This is a genomic window from Vitiosangium sp. GDMCC 1.1324 (assembly GCF_003044305.1).
Taxonomy (GTDB): domain Bacteria; phylum Myxococcota; class Myxococcia; order Myxococcales; family Myxococcaceae; genus Archangium.
In genome coordinates this window covers 97,292-117,350 of the sequence record NZ_PZOX01000033.1, presented here as the reverse complement: position 1 = coordinate 117,350, position 20,059 = coordinate 97,292, and the positions used below count along the sequence as shown (strand labels likewise).

The 20,059-nt window shown below is 69.3% G+C and carries 16 protein-coding genes; 9 read left to right on the top strand and 7 right to left on the bottom strand.

Annotated features, from left to right (window positions below):
• Window positions 1-150 precede the first annotated feature (150 nt).
• On the top strand, window positions 151-1,176 hold the full coding sequence (locus tag DAT35_RS53175) for a glycosyltransferase family 4 protein (RefSeq protein WP_108077158.1): 1,026 nt from the start codon (window positions 151-153) through the stop codon (window positions 1,174-1,176).
• Here DAT35_RS53175 and DAT35_RS53170 read toward each other — a convergent pair.
• The 3 genes from DAT35_RS53170 to DAT35_RS53160 all read right to left on the bottom strand — a co-directional run bounded on the left by DAT35_RS53170 (window position 1,149) and on the right by DAT35_RS53160 (window position 5,297).
• Window positions 1,149-2,729 (bottom strand): hypothetical protein, encoded by a 1,581-nt coding sequence (locus DAT35_RS53170; protein WP_146210249.1) that lies wholly within the window; start codon window positions 2,727-2,729, stop codon window positions 1,149-1,151. The two genes, DAT35_RS53175 and DAT35_RS53170, sit on opposite strands and share 28 nt — an antisense overlap.
• A gap of 398 nt (window positions 2,730-3,127) precedes the next feature.
• A complete protein-coding gene (locus tag DAT35_RS53165; protein WP_108077156.1) occupies window positions 3,128-3,463 on the bottom strand; it encodes a plasmid stabilization protein in 336 nt (111 codons plus the stop codon).
• 139 nt (window positions 3,464-3,602) lie between these two features.
• A complete protein-coding gene (locus DAT35_RS53160; RefSeq protein WP_108077155.1) occupies window positions 3,603-5,297 on the bottom strand; it encodes an ATP-binding protein in 1,695 nt (564 codons plus the stop codon).
• Window positions 5,298-5,432: 135 nt separating this feature from the next.
• Between DAT35_RS53160 and DAT35_RS58570 the strand changes: the two genes are divergently transcribed.
• Both DAT35_RS58570 and DAT35_RS53150 read left to right on the top strand, forming a co-directional pair.
• Window positions 5,433-6,452: a radical SAM protein gene (locus tag DAT35_RS58570; RefSeq protein WP_158502275.1), complete on the top strand. Its 1,020-nt coding sequence runs from the start codon at window positions 5,433-5,435 to the stop codon at window positions 6,450-6,452.
• Window positions 6,449-7,393, top strand: a complete 945-nt coding sequence (locus DAT35_RS53150; RefSeq protein WP_108077154.1) for a hypothetical protein — start codon at window positions 6,449-6,451, stop codon at window positions 7,391-7,393. The genes DAT35_RS58570 and DAT35_RS53150 overlap by 4 nt, the downstream gene beginning before the upstream one ends.
• Before the next feature lie 3 nt (window positions 7,394-7,396).
• On the opposite strand, the gene DAT35_RS53145 is transcribed toward DAT35_RS53150, so the two are convergent.
• A complete protein-coding gene (locus DAT35_RS53145) occupies window positions 7,397-8,050 on the bottom strand; it encodes a hypothetical protein (RefSeq protein WP_108077153.1) in 654 nt (217 codons plus the stop codon).
• Window positions 8,051-8,271: 221 nt separating this feature from the next.
• On the opposite strand from DAT35_RS53145, the gene DAT35_RS53140 reads away from it, so the two are divergent.
• From DAT35_RS53140 to DAT35_RS53120, 5 genes are all read left to right on the top strand, one after another.
• The gene (locus tag DAT35_RS53140; RefSeq protein WP_108077152.1) at window positions 8,272-9,228 is read left to right on the top strand and encodes a hypothetical protein; all 957 of its coding nucleotides are present in this window, start codon (window positions 8,272-8,274) and stop codon (window positions 9,226-9,228) included.
• A 103-nt stretch (window positions 9,229-9,331) separates the two neighbouring features.
• Window positions 9,332-11,065, top strand: a complete 1,734-nt coding sequence (locus DAT35_RS53135) for a hypothetical protein (RefSeq protein WP_233262237.1) — start codon at window positions 9,332-9,334, stop codon at window positions 11,063-11,065.
• Between the two features lie 6 nt (window positions 11,066-11,071).
• The gene (locus DAT35_RS53130) at window positions 11,072-11,689 is read left to right on the top strand and encodes a hypothetical protein (protein ID WP_108077151.1); all 618 of its coding nucleotides are present in this window, start codon (window positions 11,072-11,074) and stop codon (window positions 11,687-11,689) included.
• A 237-nt stretch (window positions 11,690-11,926) separates the two neighbouring features.
• Window positions 11,927-12,883, top strand: a complete 957-nt coding sequence (locus DAT35_RS53125; protein ID WP_108077181.1) for a PLP-dependent cysteine synthase family protein — start codon at window positions 11,927-11,929, stop codon at window positions 12,881-12,883.
• A 24-nt stretch (window positions 12,884-12,907) separates the two neighbouring features.
• Complete coding sequence (locus DAT35_RS53120) at window positions 12,908-14,533, top strand: adenylate/guanylate cyclase domain-containing protein (protein WP_108077150.1); 1,626 nt, start codon at window positions 12,908-12,910, stop codon at window positions 14,531-14,533.
• 375 nt (window positions 14,534-14,908) lie between these two features.
• Here DAT35_RS53120 and DAT35_RS53115 read toward each other — a convergent pair whose 3' ends face one another.
• The gene (locus tag DAT35_RS53115; RefSeq protein WP_108077149.1) at window positions 14,909-16,075 is read right to left on the bottom strand and encodes an alkaline phosphatase PhoX; all 1,167 of its coding nucleotides are present in this window, start codon (window positions 16,073-16,075) and stop codon (window positions 14,909-14,911) included.
• Between the two features lie 201 nt (window positions 16,076-16,276).
• Between DAT35_RS53115 and DAT35_RS53110 the strand changes: the two genes are divergently transcribed.
• Window positions 16,277-17,194 (top strand): phosphotransferase, encoded by a 918-nt coding sequence (locus DAT35_RS53110; RefSeq protein ID WP_158502273.1) that lies wholly within the window; start codon window positions 16,277-16,279, stop codon window positions 17,192-17,194.
• Window positions 17,195-17,212: 18 nt separating this feature from the next.
• Here DAT35_RS53110 and DAT35_RS53105 read toward each other — a convergent pair whose 3' ends face one another.
• Both DAT35_RS53105 and DAT35_RS53100 read right to left on the bottom strand, forming a co-directional pair.
• On the bottom strand, window positions 17,213-18,850 hold the full coding sequence (locus DAT35_RS53105) for a long-chain fatty acid--CoA ligase (protein WP_108077147.1): 1,638 nt from the start codon (window positions 18,848-18,850) through the stop codon (window positions 17,213-17,215).
• A 110-nt stretch (window positions 18,851-18,960) separates the two neighbouring features.
• Window positions 18,961-19,935 (bottom strand): NADPH:quinone oxidoreductase family protein, encoded by a 975-nt coding sequence (locus DAT35_RS53100; RefSeq protein WP_108077146.1) that lies wholly within the window; start codon window positions 19,933-19,935, stop codon window positions 18,961-18,963.
• Between the last annotated feature and the right edge of the window lie 124 nt (window positions 19,936-20,059).

Here is a 20,059-nt window from a genome sequence, read left to right as displayed (position 1 = left end):
GTCAACCTCTGGCCTCGGATGGTTCTTCACGGGAGGAGTCGGGGTGGCTCGAGGCTGGCCGCCCCGCATGCGAGCACCCGGCGGATGACGGGACGGGCCAACTGGGGTAGAGACACCGGCGCTTTGATCGCAGCCCCTCCTTCCGTCCCCATGCCGCTCGTCGTCCATCCCCACTTCCACCGGCGCCGCACTGGAGTCACCGCACACACCGAGCTCATCGTCCCCGAGCTGGCGCGGTTGATGGAGACGCGGGCACTGGGCCAGCACCTGGCCGCGGACGTGCCGAGGATTCCGTGGGGCGAGCTGTGGAGGCGAATCCGGCAGGAGCCGGTGGTGTGGCACGCGCACCGCAACAACGAGCTGCTCTTCGGCTTCCTGTTGAGGATGCTGGGGCGGCAGGTGCGGCTGGTCTACACTCGCCACGGCCCCTACCCGCCGAGCTGGTTCACGCGCTTCATCGCGCGCTACGCCGAGCAGCTCGTGACGCTCAATCCGCAGGGCGCCGAGTGGATGGGAATGCCCTCGCGCATCGTGACGCACGGGGTGGACCTGGAGCGCTTCGTGCCCCCGGCGGACCGGGCGGCGGCGTGGAGCGCGATGGGGCTGGGAGGGCGCTACGGAGTGGGAGTGGTGGGGCGGGTGCGGCCTAACAAGGGCCAGGGCGACTTCGTGGAGGCCATCCGCCCGCTGCTGAGCGAGTTCCCCGAGTGGAAGTCGGTGGTGGTGGGGCTGGCGAAGGGCAAGGACGCGGCGTGGGCCGAGGGCCTGCGGAAGTCCACGGGCGGGGAGCTGGTGCTGGCGGGCGAGCACAAGAACGTGGTGCCCTGGTACCAGGGGATGAGCATCCTGGTGCACCCCTCGTACGGGGAGGCCTTCTCCATGGTGCTGGTGGAGGCGATGGCGTGCGGGTGCTGCCCGGTGGTGACGCGGCTGCCGCACGTGCCGGCGGTCATCGAGCATGGGCGCACGGGCTTCATGTACGAGCCCGGGGACGTGGCGACGCTGCGCGAGCTGCTGCGGATGCTCTTCCGCGAGCCCGAGAAGGCCCGGCAGGTGGGGCTCAACGCGGCCGAGGAGGCACGCAAGCGCTTCGGCGTGGCCCACGAGGCGCGGGCGCTCGCGGGCGTGTACCAGGCGGCACTCCAGGCTCAGGCGGGAGCGGCCTCGAGCTCGTAACCGGCGCACGCCCCGGAGTGCTCTCGCGACAGGCTCCGGAAGGACCAGGCCAGAGAGGACGCCGGGCGCCTCGGCCGCTGCTTCGTCAGGAAGGACTCGATGAGGCTGGCCTCGCGCACGACACACTCGTCCCCCGCGTAGTCCATCCACCCGCGCTCACGCGCCCGGCGCGCCACCGCGTTCATCGAGCGCCGGTACCGGCGGCTCGCCGAGGCAAACACCCCGTCCTGGTCCCCCACCCACCGGCTCAACCACCCCGGCACCCGGCCGAGCCCCAGCGCCTCGAAGTCCCCGCACTCGCGCCACAGCACCCACTCACGCCACCGGGCCGGCAGCGCTCGCAGCTCCGGGAAGACCTCGGGCGCGTTGCGCAGCACCGCCCGCTCCGCGTCCTGGAACACCCGCAGCCATGCCTCGTGCGTGCCGCCCAGCGCGGGCCCCGCCAGCGCCAGCGCGTACTCCAGGTCCTCGTGGTGCGTCTCCAGGAACGCCAGCGTCGCCCGCTGCTTGCGCAACAGATTGCGCGCCCCCACCGACCCCCTCCGCCACCACCTCGACGGTGCGGCGATGTGCCGCAACTCCCACACCTCGCGCCACGCCGCCACGTCCAGCCGCTCGCGGATGGGCGCCAGCGCCGGCGCCGTCTCCAGCATGTGGCGCTCCTCGGGCGAGAGCAGGTCCGGGTACTCGGCGCGCACGGCCTCGATGATGCCCAGGCCCGTGAGCAGCTCCAGGTACAACCCCACGCGCACCAGCCAGCGCGGGTCCGGCAGGTGCGTGGTGTGCTGCGAGACATCGCTCTCGATGGCCTCCAGGTACAGCCGTGCCTTGTCCATGCCGATGGTCAGCACCGGGTACCAGGGGTGATGAGCCACCGAGAGCCCCCGCGTCCCGAGCCGTGACGCCTGTGCCCACGCATCCGGCCGCACCAGCCTGTCGAGCATCCGCTGGTACAGCGAGCCGAAGCCCCCCACGTCATAGAGCTCCACCTCGGTCTCGTCGCACGAGAGCACCGCGTCCCCGGAGCACAGCTCCAACATCACCCGGAAGCGGCGGTGGAACAGGTGGGCGAGCGAAAAGGCCTCCACGCCCTCGGCGCCGAGGCGCGCGAGTCCCTCCCGGAGCGCGCCATACGGGAGTGCCGCCACGGAGCGGCCCTGGTGCGGCGCCACCTCGCGGCGCACCAGACCTGGCACCGCGAGCGGCATTCCCTCCGTCGGCGAGTCCGGAAGCAGCCACACGGACATGCGCACGTGCACGGGCCCACTCACCCGGTGCGGCCCGAGCCCCGGGTGCAGCTCGTAGAAGAGCCAGAGCTCACCCAGGTCGGCCGCTGGGGCCCTGCGCGAGTCGAACAACCCCAGATGCAGGCTGCCCCCCTGGCCGGGAGACGGCGCCTCGGACCCCGGATGCACTCCCGCGCGGAAGGGGAGCACGCGCAACCGGGGACGCGCGTCGGAGAGCGGGATGACCTGTCGGAAGGTCCTCGGCTCGGTGGATTCAGTTTCGGCGGAGCGGACGGGCGCAGCGGTGACAGCGGCAGGAAGCGACAAGTGAGACCCCCTTCTTCGTCGCACTCCTGTGATGAAGGGAGTTCTTCCCAATTGTGACATCATGAATGTCAGTTAGTTTGAGTCTTCCCTCGGGAGCGGAGGGATGGCGCGCACGGCACTAGGCGTCCAGCCCACCGCCCACGGACTCGACTGGTCATGTCATGCCGACCAGGAGCCGGGTCATTTCCATCTTTGCCAGCAACCCATCCATCCGTCGTCTTCATCCACGGACGATGGATGCACACGGACTCCTGGAAGCCCTGGGGAGGCCCATCGTCACGCGAGTAGCTGGCCAGCAAGGGCCTGGGCCCTGGCGCGGCGGTGAGGCCCGAGGCAAGGCCAGGGCAGGCCTGTGCCCGGGAGGCGGTCAGGCCCTGCCCTGGAGCGCCCGGCCGCGCCTACTTCTTCGAGCGCGACGAGCGGCTCGACTTGCGCGAGCGCGACGTGGTGCTCGGCTTGCGCGAGCGCGATGCGCTGCTCGACTTGCGCCCCGTCCGGCCACTCGCCGAGACACGGCCGCGAGACTTGGTGCCTCCGCTGGCGCGCGTGGTGCGGGCCGGCTTCGCCCGGCGCGACGAGCCCTTCGTCTCACCGGCCTGGCTGCGCTGCTTGTTCACGGTGCGGGCGGCGATCTCCTTCGCCCGCTTCGTGCTCGTCCCACGCTTGCGCGCGGACTGTTTGATCTTCTCGTACTGACGCGTGCGCTTCGGGCTCTTCACTCCACGGGGTGGCATCCGGTTCCTCCTCCATGTGTCGGATGGCTTGCTCCGACATCATGGGGATGCCTGTTTCCCGACGCTCGGCCCGTGGGGAACTTCACGAGACCGAACGTTGAACATCGTGCGCTCGCAAAGCCCTTGCGGCCCGCGGATGTCAGGCGGCGGACTGCTCGGTGGTGTCGGCGCTCTCGTCCACCGGCAGGGTGATGAAGAAGCAGGTGCCGCGGCCCACCTCGCTCTCGACGCGAATGTCCCCGCCGAGAGAGGTGATGATGCGGTGGCACACAGACAGCCCCAGCCCCGTGCCCACACCGACGGGCTTGGTGGTGAAGAACGGGTCGAAGATGCGCCGCAGGTGCTCGGCGGGGATGCCGGAGCCGGTGTCGCGCACCTCCACGGTGACCAGACCGGGGCTGGAGATGCTCGCCACCACGCGAATCTCGTTCTCCTGGACCCGGCCCGGCTCGATGGCGTGCGCCGCGTTGATGAACAGGTTGAGGAACACCTGCCCCAGGCGCGCCGCGTTGGCCCGCACCGGAGGTACCCCGCCGCACTCCTCCACCAGACGCGCCCGGTCGCGGACCTCGTGCCGGGCCATCTTGGCCGAGCCCCGCACCACCGACGCCACGTCCACCGGGCCGAGCGCCACGTCATCCGGCCTCGACAGCGACTTGAGGTCCTGCACGATGAGGCGCACGCGCTCGGCGCCCTCGCTCGCCTCGGAGAGCGCCGCCAGCATCTCCTGCCGGGTGTCCTCGGCCGGAGCGCCAATCAGGTCGCGCATCTCCTGGTGGACGTAGCGGAGGTTGCTGAGGATGAAGGCGAGCGGGTTGTTGATTTCATGCCCCACGCCCGCGGCGAGCCGGCCCACGGAGGCGAGCCGGTCCGCGAAGAGCAGCTGCTCCTGGGCGGCCTGGAGCTGCTGGATGCTGTCCTGCAAACGGGCGTTGGTCTCGGCGAGCTCGGCGGTGCGCTCGAGCACCGTCTTCTCCAGCAGGGCGTTGTAGCGGCGGGCCTCGCGCTCGGAGACCTCGGCCTCGGCGCGGATGAGCCGTTGCTTCTCCTCCAGGGACTCGCGCAGTTCCCGGGCCATCCGGTCGAAGGCGCGCGCCAGCACGCTCAGCTCATCGTGGCCCACCCCGGAGGTGTGGATGTCGAAGTCGCCCCGCCCGATGCGCGCCGCCACGGAGGTGAGCTCCTTGAGCGAGCGCCGCATGGGGGCGATGATGGCGAAGGCGAGCGCCAGCACGAGCACGAAGCACAGCACGGGGAAGAACATCGCCAGCATCTGGCCGAGCCTCGCGCTCTCGTCCCACCGGCGCCGCAGCTCGCCCAGCTCGGCGCGCTCCTCCCTCTGAAGGTCTTCGATGTGCACACCCACGCTCTGCTCGAAGCGCGTGTACAACAACCACTCCACCGTGGACCCCACCGAGGTGCCCTCGGGGAGGGCGCGCACGCGCGACTCGGCCCACTCCGCCCAGGCCTGCAGGGCCACCCGGAGCTCCTGGTACTCGTGGCGCTCGTGCTCGGTCGTCCGATCCTCCAACCACCGGAACTCCCGGGACAGGGTGTCCTCGAGCCGCACCATCTCCGCGTCCACCCGGGCCATCAGCTCGCGCCGCACGAGCGCGGTGTCCCCCCCCGACAGCCGCGTCTGGGCAAGCTGGTTCAGGTAGGGCCAGGCGAGCGCGTGCAACCGGCCATAGGTGTCGAGCTGATCCTGGGCAATCGTCACCTGGTCGCGGATCATCTGGCTTCGACGCGAAGCGTCGAACAGATGGATGCCCATGAGGCAGACGAGCACGACCGCCAACAAAGCGAACAGGAACACCTTGGCGCGAATCGTCATGGCCCGTCCCCGGGTCGACCCACCAGCACCCGCCCATGCTCTCATGGAGGACCCGCACCACGCGAGTGGGGGTGCCCGAGTATTGGGAGGAAGGGGCGGTCAGGACGCCCGAACGCCCCCCGTCAGCGCCCCGCCATGACCGAGCAACCCCTCCCCTCCTTCGAAGCCATCCCCGTCCCGTCCGCGCTGGGACACCTGCGCCGCTTCCCGATGGATGGCGCACTGCTGCTCTTCGAGCGGGACAGCGGGCTGAACGCGCTGTGCGAGGGACAGGAGACGGCGCACCTGCGCCAGCGCGCGCCGAGAGCACTCCAGTTCGGCATCACCAATCGGTGCAACCTCGCGTGCACCTTCTGTTCACGGGAGGTGGGAGCCCAGAGCGCCTGGACGGCGGACGAGGCCTTCACGATGCTCGCGGGCCTGGCGGAGGCGGGAGTGCTGGAGGTGGCCTTCGGAGGGGGTGAGCCGTGGGTGTTCCCCCGTTTCGAGGAGCTGGTGTGTCGGCTGTACGACGAGACGCCGCTGGCGGTGAGCTTCACCACCAACGGGCTGGCGCTCAATGCACGGCGGCTGGCGGCCATCCGGGGCCGCTACGGGCAGTGCAGGCTGTCGCTCTACGATGACAATGATTGGCGGCGGAAGGTGGCGGAGCTGGCGGACGAGGGAGCGCGCTTCGGCGTCAACTACCTGGTGACCCCCGGACGCCTCGAGTCGATGGAGACGGTGGTGCTGGAGCTGGTGTCGCTCGGCTGCCGGGACGTGCTGTTGCTCAGCTACAACGGAGCGGACCGCTCGCTGCACCTGTCTCCCGGACAGGCGAGGGACCTGGCACGGCGAGTGGGCCTGCTGGGGCGGGGACTCGAAGGCCGATGCCAGCTCAAGCTGGACGTCTGCTGGGGCGAGCGCATGGAGGGAGTGCCCCGGCTGTTCCAGCGCTCGGACTGCGGCGCGGGGCGGGACTACCTGGTGCTCACGAGCGACCGGAAGGTGATGCCGTGCAGCTTCCACCACGTGGCCATTCCGGTGGGGGACGCGGCGGACGTGATGCGGGTATGGCACGAGCGGCGGACGGAGCTGTCCTCGCCCTCGCGCCTGCCGGGGTGCGCGCGCGTGTCTGGCTATGGGCTGGAGATGTACGCGGGAGCCGGGTCATGAGAATCCACCTCTGGAACGCCTTCGCGAGCAACAACAGCGGCAGCTTCACCATCGTTGGCCGGTTCCCCTCGGAGGAGCTCGCCCGGCAGGTGGCGGCCGAGCTGTCCGAGGTCCTCTCCGCGCATGCGAAGTGGCGCATGGCGACGGCAGGCACCCGGAACAGGGAAGAGTCGGAGACCGTCTCGCCGATCCGGACCTTCGTGCGGGAGCACAGCCTCACGGAGTGCGAGAACGACCTGGCGGACCAGGGCCAGCTCCACGCCTGGAGCACGGGTCATCAGGTCTTCCTCTATGACCCGAACGCCCTCTGGCTGCTGGACTCCTTTACGGAGTTCCTGCGGATCCGAGGCGGGAAGCTGGAGACGCGCATCAACCATGCCCACGGCAACATCGTGAGCATCTTCGAGCTGCGTGGAACACCGCCGAAGAAGGAGAAGTCCGCGATGGTCTCCACCCTGGTGGAGGAGCTGCACGCGGACGATGGACCCCTGTTGAAGTGGGCGGCCTTCCGCATCCGCCCCACGTGGAGGGAGGGCTTCAAGCCGGGCGAGCCGGTGCTGACGCTCGGCACGGTGTTCCGGAACCTCGCCGCGGGCTTCACCGGCGTGGAAGAGATTGCCCGCCGCCATGGCTTGGAGGTCTCGGTGCGGCTCTTCGAGGAGCATCACCCGAAGGATCCGCTGGCCTCGCTCCGGCCGAGCCGTCCGCCGCTCAAGCGCAAGCTGTTCGACGTCTGGATTCTCGATGCAGGGCACTCGCCGAAAGAGGTCGCGCACCGGTTGGTCCAACTGAGGTCCGGTGAGCACATCAGCCAGGGAGACTTGTTGAGGCTGATTCCGGAGGCGATGCTGCGACGGCTCGGCAAGACCCGGGCCGAGGAGGCCGTGCGGTTGCTGCGCGAGGCCGGCGCGGACGCGGAGTCACGCCCCTCGGACCTGTAGGACTCAAGGACGCGGGGCCCGGACGATCCTCCCCTGCAATCGCTTGTAGATGTCGAGCACGAGCCGCAACTCGTGCTCGGTCCGCTGCTCGATGGCGCCGTAGTCCCGGCTCTCGTAGCTCTCCCAGACGCCCTTGCTGGAACCCTTGCGCTCGCGCAATCCCAGACGCCCGGCCATCTCCCGCGTCGTCTTCGGATAGAGGACGGGCTCCTCGGGGAACAGGAAGCTGGCCTCGTTGGCGAGATCGATGGGACGCGCCTTGAAGAAGACCTCGAACAACTCGTGCGGACTGGCGATCTCGTTGAAGAGGGCCCGGCAGTAGAGCGCCGGCAGGTCGAACTTGGCGATCCCCGCGCCACAGACGACGAGGTCCACCGCCGGCTTGCCAAGAATCCGGACGTTCTCCTCGCGCTGCCGCCTCCACTCCTCCTCGAACCGCGCCTTGATGGCCGAGAGCAGGGCGGCCTCGGAGCCGAAGTTCCAGAGCCAGAGCCCCTGGAACTCGGGGGCGTCCGGGATGGGGTCCTCGAAGCGCTTGCTGAAGAAACAGCCGCCCAGCAGCACGTGTCCCGGCCGCGCGGGGTTGACGACGAGCGAGCTCAGGCTCGCGGTACGGTCGTCCGGAGGCGCATAGGCCTCCAGGTCCAGGAACAGCATGAGACACCTCGCCGGAGCGGGGGAACACCGACAGGACGAAGGCTACCACTCCGCTGGCACGCGGGGAGCGGCGTGAGACTGACGACACTCGCGGCGCCTGGGTTCAGGACATGGACACTCCCCTTGTCCTGCATGCGTCACCCGTTCGGAGAGTGGCGGCCGGGTGGATCGGAAGATGTTTGGATGAATCGGCGCGGACCCGCATTCCCAGGAGGACCCCCGTGCCGACCCTCAAGCAGATGCTGTGTGCCGCGGTTGCGGCAGGGTGTTTCTTCAGCCCCGCTCCGGCCGGGGCCCGTTTCGGCAAATCGGGTGGCTCCGGCTCCTCCGGTTCCCGCCCGTCTGGCGGCTCCGGCGCCCGTGCTTCCGGTGGCGCCAGTGCCTCCGGCTCTCATGCCTCCGGCCGCTTCACCGAGTGGAGGGTCCGTGAGCACCGCAGCAGCGGCGAGCAACAGAGGGTCCACGACGCCACGCCGGTGGGCCAGGAGTCCAACGGCGGCTCCACTCCGGACAATGGAGGAGGACGCCCGGACCGGGGTCCTCGACGGACCATCATCGTTCCGACTCCGGCGTGGATTCCTCCCCATGGAATCTACGCCTCGCACTACCGCCAGAGCGGCCCGTATCCGGTGGAGACCGAGGAGCCGGACGAGCCGAGCCATCCAGTCATGGTGCGGATGGGCGTGGAGGGCAACCGCCTGAAGGATGGCAAGACCATGAGCTTCAACCTGGGCATCGAGGAACGGCGCTGGGGCGTCGCCACACGGCTCACGGCGCTGACACTGCATGCGGACGACGGCTCGGACGAGACGGACCACATCCAACTGGTGGAGGCACACGTGACGCTCGCCCCGCTCGTGGGCGAGCACGGCCGGCTGAGACTGGAGGCGGGCGTGGCCGCGGCACGGGCCCCGGACGTCACCTTCGTGGGACCGAGCATGGCGGTGTCCTTCGAGCGCTGCCTCATCGGCGCGATGGACCTGGAGGGCCGGCTCCAGTGGGTCCCCATGCCGCACCTGCAGTTGGACGGACAGGCGGGACTGGCGGTGCACATGGGTGTGATGACCGTGCGCGCCGGCTGGCGAGGGCTGCTGCTGGATGATCGCGGCCTCGTGGACGGCGTGGTGCACCGGGACACGCTGGGCGGCCCGTTCGCGGGAGTCGGCCTGAACTTCTGAGCGAGTCATTTTGCCGCCCCGCGTGAGGGCCTCTCCCCCTGTCTGGTTGGGTGCCCTGCATTCTATTCTTCAGGGTTGTCTCACCTGGGGAAAGGCCAGCGCCATGGCGAATGACTACCGAAGTCCTGGGGCGGGGGATGGCGGCGGTACGCAGCTCGAGGCTCGGAGAGGGAGGACGGGGGGCCCGCCGCGCTGGGCACCCGCAGGGGCCTTCGGGCTCATCGTGCTCTTCCTCTTCGCGGCGTGCACGACGCACGCACCGATGGCGGGGATGGGCGGAGTGCAGAGCCGCAGCTGGCGGGAGCAGCCCGAGGACGACGCGGCCCAGGCCGGGCCGGTGACGGAGCCGGGACTCGAGGGCGTTCCAGTGCTCGATGTGGTGGTCCTCGAGCCCGGGCGGGTGAGGACAAGGCCCGTTCCCATCACCAAGGCGGAGTTTCGGGAGCACGTCGAGCGGCTGGCGCACGGCCAACAGGGCCAGGGCAGTCCCCAGGAAGTGGCGGCGGCAGTGCTCAAGGTCCAGGAGTTGCTGCGCCAGGCCGGTGAGGCGAGGCCGGTCTCGGACGTGGAAGGGGCGGGGAGATTTACCGGGGAGTGGGAACCGTGGGCCGAAGGAGGACGGGGACGGGTGAACGCCCTTTTGCCCGAAGAGCAGTGGGGGCCCGTCCGGCTCGAGCCGCAAGCCGAGGCAGAGCTTCGGGCGAGGTACGAGCGTTTCTGCATCGTCCGAGGGGGCGGTGACTGTCTCGAGCTGTTTGCGGATGGTCCCTACCTTCGCTCGGATGACAGGAGCACTCTCGCCCTGGCCCTGGCCTTCGGCTCAGTCCTGGACGAGACGTATGCAGCGCTCGGGCGGGAGCTGAACCCCAAGGCGCTCCTGGCCTCTATCGTGTGGATGGCGAGCATCTACATGGGCCTGTGGCTGTTGCCGGAGCCGGTGACGAAGGGCGTGGCTGCGGTGCTCACGGTGGCGCTGGTGGCCTGGCTCGGCATCGACACCGTGTGGGGCCTCATGGACGGCTGGGCGGAGCTCGTCATGAAGGCGCGGGTAGCCACCACCTTTGACGAGTTGCGTGAGGCCGGGGCGGGCTTCGCCAAGGTGCTGGGGACGGACGCGGCCCGGGCGATGATCATGGCGGTGACGGCGCTGACGGGGCGGACGCTGGCGGAGGTGGGCCCGGCGTTGCGCTCGCTGCCGAGCTTCCGGCTCGCGCAGGTGCAGCTCGCTGAGCAGGGAGGCCCGGCGTGGGTGTTCGTGCGGGTAGAGCAGGTGCAGACGGTGGCTGCCTCGGCGGAGGGCGCCCTGGCGATGACAGTAGGGCACGAGGGTGCACTCGCTGGCGCGATGATGAGCAGCAACAGCGCGGCGAGCGCCACCTCAAACGGGTCTCCCGGCAACGAGGTGTACCGGCACCGCAGTGGCAACAGGCAGGTGGAGCGAAACGGCGAGCGGTGGCACCTGCCACGGGGAATGTCCGTCAACGACATTCCGGCCTCGGACCCATTGGGAGACCAACTCCAGACGGCGGCGAAGGAGGTAGCGGCCAGCTGGAGCAAGGAGACTTACGGGCCGAAGGTGACAGCGGCGATCCAGCGAATGCTCAAGAGAGGACTTGTGCATCGTGCGGAGCTTCTTGAGCGCCAGGCGCGAGGACGCTGGGTGGAGGAACAATTGCGGCTACGCTTCCCCCATTTGAAGTGGAACAGAAGGGGCGTTGACGTCACCGGACCTTCGGGCCAGAAGTACCACTACGAGATTCTCTCGGGCACCGAGTCGAACTTCGAGATTCATGGGCGGCGGTTGGCGAGCACGTTCTTTCGTATGATCTTCTTCTGAGGGCCCGTGACTCCGAACATCCACTACGAGAACCGAGAGATTGAAGGGGAGCGGCTGGAGCTGACGGATAACACCGCCATCTACTGGCTCGGGCCGAACATCACGCTGCGCGGGTGCACCGTATTACTCGGTGTTCCGGGACGGTGGCTGAGCCTCGTGTCGGGACGACTGATCGACTGCACCATCCAGGTGAAGCGAGAGCTCGCGGACTCACGCTGGACAACGATGGGATTGAAGGGCTGTCGTTTCAAGGGCCGGTTCAGCGGAAACGAGTTCGGGCACCGCCGCGGGCACCTGGACAATTGGCAGTTCGGGGGCGTGGAGGACTGTGACTTCTCCGAGGCCCGGCTGGATCTGTGTCGATTTCACGGCTGTGACATAAGTACGGTTCGCCTGCCGAAGTGGCCCTGCTTCACCATTGTGGACCCTCTCAAACACGGGCCGGAGCTGCTGAGCGTGCCATGGCCTGGGGACTTTACTCCGGTCATCCTCGAGGGGCCGCTCCAGGAACAGCCATCCACGGTCGCTCTGACGTTCTACGCACCTGCGGAGGCCAAGCGCTCGAGGGCGACGCTAGAGGAGTTCAAGGCGGCCGTGGAGCGGTTCGACTTCATCGTGCGGTGATGGGCCGGTGAGCAACGATGACCACTCGAAGTCGCCTCCATTTGACTGAGCGTCTACGCGCCAGCGTGTTGGCGGCTTCCTGACCCCTCGTTCGCACCAGGCGCCTCGGACGTCATCCATCGAATCGCCTCCTTGCCTGCCTGGGCGGCCAGGGGGGACCCCGCCTCCGCCACCGAGGAGGACTCCCGGAGCGGGGGCTTTCACGATATGTGGGGCGGACCCCAGGAGCCCGCCGCCATGACCCACCGTCCTCCCTGCCGCCCGCTGCCCGCGGATGGCCGTTTCCTCCAGGCGATCGCCCCCACGCCGCTCGTCCCCGTCCGACTGGAGGCGGAAGGCCCGACCATCTGGTGCAAGCTGGAGTTCCTCAACCCGAGCGGCTCCACGAAGGACCGCATCGCGCGCTACATGCTGGAGAAGGCGTGGCGGCTGGGCGAGCTGTGCCCGGGCGGCGAGGTGGTGGAGGCCTCGAGTGGCTCGACGAGCATCGCGCTGGCGCTGGCGTCGGCGCAGATGGGCTTGAAGTTCACCGCGGTGATGCCCGAGGGCGTCACGGGCGAGCGCGTGCTCACCATCCGGGCCTACGGCGGCAACGTGGAGCTGGTGCCGCGCGACACGGGCATCCGGGGCGCCATCGCGCGAGCGGAGGAGATTGCCCGCGAGCGCAAGGCCTTCGCGCCGCGCCAGTTCGAGAACCCGGACAACGCGGAGGCGCACCGGGTGTGGACGGGCCAGGAGATTCTCTCCCAGGTGCCGGGCGGGCTGGTGCACGCGGTGGTGAGCGGCGTGGGCACGGGCGGCACGGTGGTGGGGCTGTACCAGGCCTTCGCCGAGGCGGGCTGTCCGGTGGTGCCCTTCGTGGCGCGGCCCATCTCGGGGCTGGGCAGCGACATGGAGTGTTGCAGCTTCAGCTCGCGAGTGCCGGGCGTGGTGGACGGCCTGTCGAGGCTGTACCGCGAGGCGGACCTGCCGGGGCTGGTGGAGCTGAACGTCTCGGACGAGGTGGCGGTGTGCACCGCGCGAGCGCTCATCCGCCGGGGCTTCCCGGTGGGGCCCTCGTCGGGGCTCAACTACGCGGCGGCGGTGGAAGCGGCGAAGCGGCTGGGTCCGCAGGCGCAGGTGGTGACGCTCTTCCCGGATCGGATGGAGCGCTACTTCTCCACCGAGCTCATCCAGCCCGAGAGCGTCGCCTGAACACGGGACGATGAGGGGGCACCCATGACCGTCACCCGGGCCACCACGGTGGCCGCTGAATCCGAGCTCGAGGAGCTCCGCATGCTGCACGCGCTCAACCGCCAGGTGGACTCGCTCCTCGAGGAGTGCATGCGGGAGCAGTGCTCGCTGGCGCAGACGTTCCACCGGGTGCTGCCGGCGGTGTTGCGGGAGCTGGGCGCGCAGGGCATCGCGGTCACCACGCGCAACGAGGAGCTGACCGAGCAGACCTTCCACGCGGGGGACTTCGGCGGCGTCTTCCCGGGCACGCTGCTCACCGGGGCTCGCGGCACGCGGCGCGAGGGCGACGGAACCCTCGTGAGCCAGGACCTGGACGTCATGGGCCAGACGGTGGGGCGCATCGGCCTGTACCTCGCGGGAGACCACACCCGGCCCGAGCAGTCCGAGCGCCTGGAGCGCATGCTGGACACCGTGGCCGAGCAGCTCGACACGGTGCTGCTGCTCGTGCACACCGCGTGCGAGAAGCAGGAGCTGATCCTCCGGCTCAACCACCTGCTGTCCAACCCCGTCTTCGAGGCGGGCATGGATCAGGTGGTGCTGACCCTGGCGCAGCGGGTGCGGGTGCCGGGCTTCCTGCTGATGTACCGGGACGCGGTGAGGCCCTCGGTACTGCACTACCGCACGTACCGGCACGGGCACCTGGAGCATGAGTCGGGCGACAAGCCCTCGCCCGAGCTGGACGCCCTGCTGCGCGCGCACGGCACGGAGCTGATGAACCCCGGAGACGAGCGGCTCAAGCGAGCGCTGGGCGAGCCCCGGGTGCTGGAGGCGGTGCTCATCGCGGGCCACCTGCAGAGCAACCAACTGGGCCGCATCCTGCTGTGGTCGGGCGAGGAGGGCTTCTCCAGCTACACGATGGACCTGGTGCGGGTGCTGGCCTCGACACTGAGCCAGCGGCTGGTGGACTACAACCGCGAGCGCACGCACCTGTCCCAGTTCTTCTCGGCGGACACCATCGACGAGCTATTGCAGTCCGCGGACTACGCGACGCGCTACCTGACGAGCCGGGACGAGGAGGTGGGAATCCTCTTCGCGGACATCAACGGCTTCACGCGGCTGTGCGAGCAATTGGAGAGCCCGGCGCGCATCGGCCGCTTCGTGGACCGGTGGAGCGCACGGATGGTGGAGCTGCTGTGGCGGCACGGGGGCGTGTTCGACAAGATGGTGGGCGACTGCATCATCGGCCTGTTCGGCCCGCCGTTCTTCCGAGGCACCCGGCGCGAGCGGGCGGAGGCGCTGGTGCGGGCGGCCTGTGACATCCAGCGCGTGACGGCCTCGATGAGCACGGACCCCGAGGTGCGGACCATCTGCGAGCGGGTGGGGATGCAGGGGCTGGGAGTCGCGGTGGGACTCAACCTCGCGCCGACGCTGTGCGGCCTCTTCGGCCCGAACCAGGACTACACGGGCTTCTCGACGGGGATGAACCAGACGGCGCGGCTGCAATCGCTGGCGGGCTTCCGTGAGACGTTGGTGATGGAGTCGGTGAAGCAGGCGCTGGAGGGAAGCCAGGACCCGTTCATCCACTCCCTCACGTACGGCCCGCTGACGGAGACGCCGGTGAAGAACGTGGCACGTCCCCTGCGCCACCACCGCCTGCTCCTGCCGGATTGAGCCCGGCAGCCCGACGCAGCACGCGCACGCGGTGCAGGGGCAGCACGAGCGCCGTCAACTGCACCTGCAGGAGGCACAGGGGCACGAGGCTCACCAGGCCGGAGCCTTGCCGTTGCAACACGACGGCGTACGAGGCCACGACTCCGCCGACCACCGCCACGACAAGCCACATCACCCGGGAGCCCATCTTCATCGTCATCGTGCCAACCTCGTGAGCAGGACGGCCGGGTACATTGCGACCTGCGTGCCACCCACGCCCCGCCTCGGAGGCGACCGATGCGAGGCGGGAGCACCGAGGCGTTTCGCCACGGGGAGGGGTGCGGCATTCTGGGAGACTGTGGCGATACGCCACAGTGCCCTGGGGTGAGCCAGCGCCTACGTGCGGAAGGGCCCGGTCACCTCGAAGGTGATGCCGCCGCTGCTGGAACCGGAGGTGCCACGCTGCGAGCTGAAATACAGCCGTTTCCCATCCGGGCTGAACGCGGGGCCGGTGATCTCCGAGCTGTTGTGACCCACGAGTTGGATGAACGGGGCCACCACGCGGTCCGGAGTGATGATGCAAAGCTGCAGGTCGCCCCCGTCCTCGGCCACGTAGATATCGCCGAACGAGGACACGGTGACGTTGTCCACGCCGGTGAGGGGCGAGTTCGGATAGAGGTTGTCGTCGTAGATGATCTCCAGCCGCGAGGTGGCCACGGTATAGGCCCACACGCGGTTGTCGCCCTTGGTGGTGAAGTAGACGGTGCCGCGGTCGTACCAGCAGCCCTCGCCGCCGTTGAAGACAGAGGTCTGCGAGGCATTGGACTGCTGCGAAGCGGGCTTGGAGGCGGACACGGCCACCCACGTCACGGTGGCGCCGGTCAGGGGGTCTCCCGAGACACGAGCGGCCTCGAGCGTGCCAGCGCTGAGCGAGGGATAGGAGGACGGGGTGAAGCGGTAGAAGCGGCCGCTGGTGCTGTCCTCGGTGAGGTAGAGGCGGTGGTCCACGGGGTCCACGGCGACGGCCTCGTGGGCGAAGGTGCCGAGCGCGGAACGCACCACGCCCTGCGAGGACTTCGTGGGGTCGCACTCCCAGACGCGGCCGCCGGAGAACTCCTCGCACGAGAGCCAGGTGCCCCAGGGAGTGGGACCGCCGGCGCAGTTGGAGGTGGTGCTGGAGAGGATGCGGTACGCGCCGACGATGGAGCCACCGCCGTCGAACTTGATGGCCGAAACGCCACCCGAACCGGAAGACAGCTCGGAGTTGGAGGTGTAGATCCACCCGCCGCCCGAGACGGGGAAGCACGCACCACCATCCGGCGCCCCGTGCCAGGTGTAGCCGGTGCTGGCCACCTTGGAGCTGGAGCGCGCGACGATGCGCGAGGAGAAGCCGGCGGGCAGGCGAACGCCGTTGGCATCGGCGGAGCCGGACATGGCGCCGTAGGGGCTGTTGCCAGGCTGGGCGGGAGCGGCATAGGCGTTGCGCCAGAAGGACGGCCCCAGGGCGAGTGCCGCTCCACTGACCGTGGAGAGACGCAGGAAGTTGCGACGGTTGAGCTGCATGCGAGCCTCCGGTTCGACGAGGAAGACCAGACTCACACGAGTTCACGGGAGGCTCGGGTCAACTCCCCGTAAGCAATGGCTGACAGGAACGTCACGCGGTCGCGCGGCCCACGGCGAGGAGGCCCGCCGCGGTGTTACGGGAAACAGGGAGCACCAGGCCGGAGCGCTGGGACTGGAGGCCCGGCCAGAAGAGGGAGCGCCATGCCGCCACTGTGGGAAGCAGACGTCACCCTGACCCCAGAGGGTGCCGCCCGTCTCGTGGAGCGGCAGTTTCCGGAGCTGGCACCGGCGAGACTGGAGCCGCTGGGGACGGGCTGGGACAACACGGCGTACACGGTGAACGGACACTGGGTGTTCCGCTTCCCGCGCCGGAAGATCGCCAGGGGATTGCTGGAGAACGAGGCCCGGCTCCTTCCCCTGCTCGCGCCCCACCTGCCGCTGCGCATCCCCGAACCGGTGTGGCTCGGCCATCCCGAGGGCGACTACCCCTATCCGTTCGCCGGATACGCGCTGCTGCCCGGGCGCACGGCCTGCGCGGTGGCGTGGACGCTCGAGGAGCGCCTGAGCAACGCCGCGACACTCGGCAGATTCCTGGCGGCACTGCACGGCATTCCCGTGGACGATGAAACGCTCACGCGAGGCCCGGGGGACGAGCTCGCCCGCGCGGACCTGAGGAAGCGAGCACCGATGATTCTCGAGCGGCTCGAGAAGCTGGAGACCGACGGCGCGGACGTGAACGGGGCGGCGGTGCGCACCTGGGTGTCACGGCTGGTGGACACACCGCCGTGGACACGGCGCGCCTGCTGGGTGCACGGAGACCTCTACGCGAGGCACCTGCTCGTGGACGAGCACCACGCGGTGACGGGGATGCTCGACTGGGGAGACGTGCACCTGGGGGATCCGGCAATCGACCTGACGCTCGCCTTCAGCTTCCTGCCGCCGGAGGCGCGAGACGTATTCCGCGAGGCCTACGGAGACATCGACGAGGCCACGTGGGACCGGGCGCGCTTCCGGGCGTTCCACTACGGGGTGGCGCTGCTGCAGTACGGGCGAAGCGAGGGAGACGAGGACATTGCCCAGGTGGGCCGCGACGCACTCCGTTACGGAGCCGCCGTGTAGCCCCCGCTCCCTCGTGGCTCAGTTGTTCGACCGCTGCCGCTTCACCAGGTGGTCGCCAAAATCCTCGCGCAGCTTCGACTTGAGGAACTTGCCGGTGGAGGTGCGCGGAATCTGCGGCACGAAGACGTAGTCATCCGGCAGCCACCACTTCACGAAGCGCTTCTCCAGGTGGGTGGCGAGCTCCTCCCTCGAGGCCGATTGGCCCGGCTTGAACACCACCGCGGCGAGCGGACGCTCGTCCCACTTGGGATCCTTCGCGGCGAACACGGCGGCCTCGAGCACGGCCGGGTGGGCCATGAGGGCGTTCTCCAGGGCCACGGAGCTGATCCACTCGCCACCGGACTTGATGACGTCCTTGGAGCGGTCGGTGATGCGCACGTAGCCCTCGGCGTCGAGCGTGACGACATCCCCCGTCTTGAACCAACCATCCGGGGTGAACCGATCCGCGCCCTCGCCGCCGTAATACGAGGAGGCGACCCAGGGCCCACGCACCTCCAGCTCGCCCATGGTCTCGCCGTCCCAGGGGAGCACCTGGCCCGAGTCACTCACATGCCGCACCTCGACGAGGGGAATGGCATAGCCCTGCGTGGCGCGGAGGGCGAGCCGCTCGGCCTGGGGGAGGTGCTCATGCTGGCGGCGCGGGCGCGCGAGCGTCCCCACGGGGTTCATCTCGGTCATGCCCCAGGCGTGCGTGACGACGAGACCATGGCGGTGGAGGAAGCCCTCAATCATGGCGGGAGGAGCCGCGGAACCACCGATGGCCATGGTGCGCATGGCGCGCAGGTCCCAGCGCTTCGGCTCCTGGTCGAGCAGCGAAAGGATGCCGAGCCAGATGGTGGGCACGCCGGCGGCAAGGGAGACACGCTCATCCGCCATGAGGTCCAGGATGGACTTCGGGTCGAGGTGGGGCCCGGGGAAGGCGAGCTTCGCGCCGGTGAAGACGCCCGCGTGGGGCATACCCCAGGCGGCGGCGTGGAACATGGGCACCACGGGAAGAACGGTGTCCGTCTCGCAAATGCCGAGCGCATCGTTCATGCACAGGGTGAGCGCGTGCAGCACGCAGGAGCGGTGGCTGTAGAGGACACCCTTGGGGTTGCCGGTGGTGCCGGAGGTGTAGCAGAGCATCGCCGCGGAGCGCTCGTCGAGCTGGGGCCAGGAGAACGAGTCCTGCTCGGGGGCAATCAGCTTCTCGTAGTCGAGGCGGCCCTCTGGGGTGGGGCCGTCATCGGGGATGACGATGACGTGCTCGACGGAGGGAACGGAGGCGATGAACTTCTCGAGCAGCGGGAGGAGCGAGCGGTCCACGACGACGATGCGGTCCTCGGCGTGGCGAGCGATGTAGGCGAGGTCGTTGGGGTGGAGACGGAGGTTGAGGGTGTGGATGACCGCGCCCATGGCGGGGACGCCGAAGTAGAGCTCGAGGTGCTGGGAGTGATTCCAACAGAGCGAGGCCACCCGGTCGCCAGGCTTCACGCCGAGCCGGGCGAGCGCATGGGCGAGCTTGCAGGTGCGCCGGTAGAAGTCGGCATAGGTATAGCGATGGAGCGACTTGTCCGGCTGGCGGCTGACAATCTCCGAGCGGCCGAAGTAGGTCCGGGCGCGCTCGAGGAAGTGGGTGAGCGTGAGCGGGAAGTCCATCATGCGTCCGGTGAGCATCGGTGCGTCCCCCTGATGTGAGAAGGAGGTGGATGCTAGCGATTCGCTCACCGGAGCACACGGAATGACATGTCCATGCGCCCGGATGGCGCACTGAGTCAAACGCGGACCTACTCCTTGCGCACGCGCAGCACGACCTTGCCGGTGGCCTTGCGCGAGTCCAGCTCACGCAGCGCCTGGGCGGCCTGCTCCAGGGGGAACACCTGGCTCACCACCGGCTCCACGAAGCCCTTGTCCGCCAGCGCCGCCAGGTCCTTGGCGATCTCCGCCGTGAGCTTGGGCTCCTGCATCACGAACGCGCCCCAGGCCACGCCCACCACATCCACGTTCTTGAGCAGCAGCCGGTTCACCTTCACCTCCGGAATCCGGCCGCCCGCGAAGCCCACCACCAGCAGCCGGCCCTCGGGAGCCAGACACTTGAGGCTCAGGTCGAAGATGTCCCCGCCCACCGGGTCCATCACCACGTCCGCGCCCCGGCCCTGGGTCGCGTCCTTCACCTGCGACACCCAGTCCCCCGTGGACAGCAGCGCCTTGTCCGCGCCCGCGCTCCGAGCCACCTCCGCCTTCTCCTCGCTGCTCACCACCGCGAGCACCCGAGCCCCCGCGCCGCGGGCAATCTGGATGGTCGCCGTCCCCACGCCGCCCGCGGCGCCGTGCACCAGCACCGTCTCACCTGCCTTGAGCCGGCCCCTGCGGTGCAGCGCGAAGTGCGCCGTGTGGTAGTTCATCACCGTGCCCGCGGCCGCCTCGAAGCTCCAGCCCTCGGGGACGCGGAACGTCATTCCCGGAGGCGCCGCCACCACGTCCGCCCAGCCCCCGAGCATGGTGAAGGCCATCACCCGGTCTCCCGGCTTCACCCCCGAGCCCGAGGGAGCGCTGCGCACCACGCCCGCCACCTCCACGCCCGGCACGAAGGGCAGCGGCGGTTTCATCTGGTACTGGCCCTTCGACAGCAGCAGGTCCGGGAAGCTCACTCCCGCCGCCACCACGTCGATGAGGACCTGCTCTCCCGCATCGGGCTCGGGCACGTCTACCAGCTTCAACCCCTCGGGACCGTCCAACCGCTCGAGATGCAACGCGCGCATGGTGTTCCTCCTCGCGGACCCGCCGCCAAGCGGACCGCCTGGGTGTGAATTGGAGACGCTACACAGCACGGCATCCGCGCAGAACTCCGCAATGCACGCACCGAGCGTCATCCAGCCAACGTCC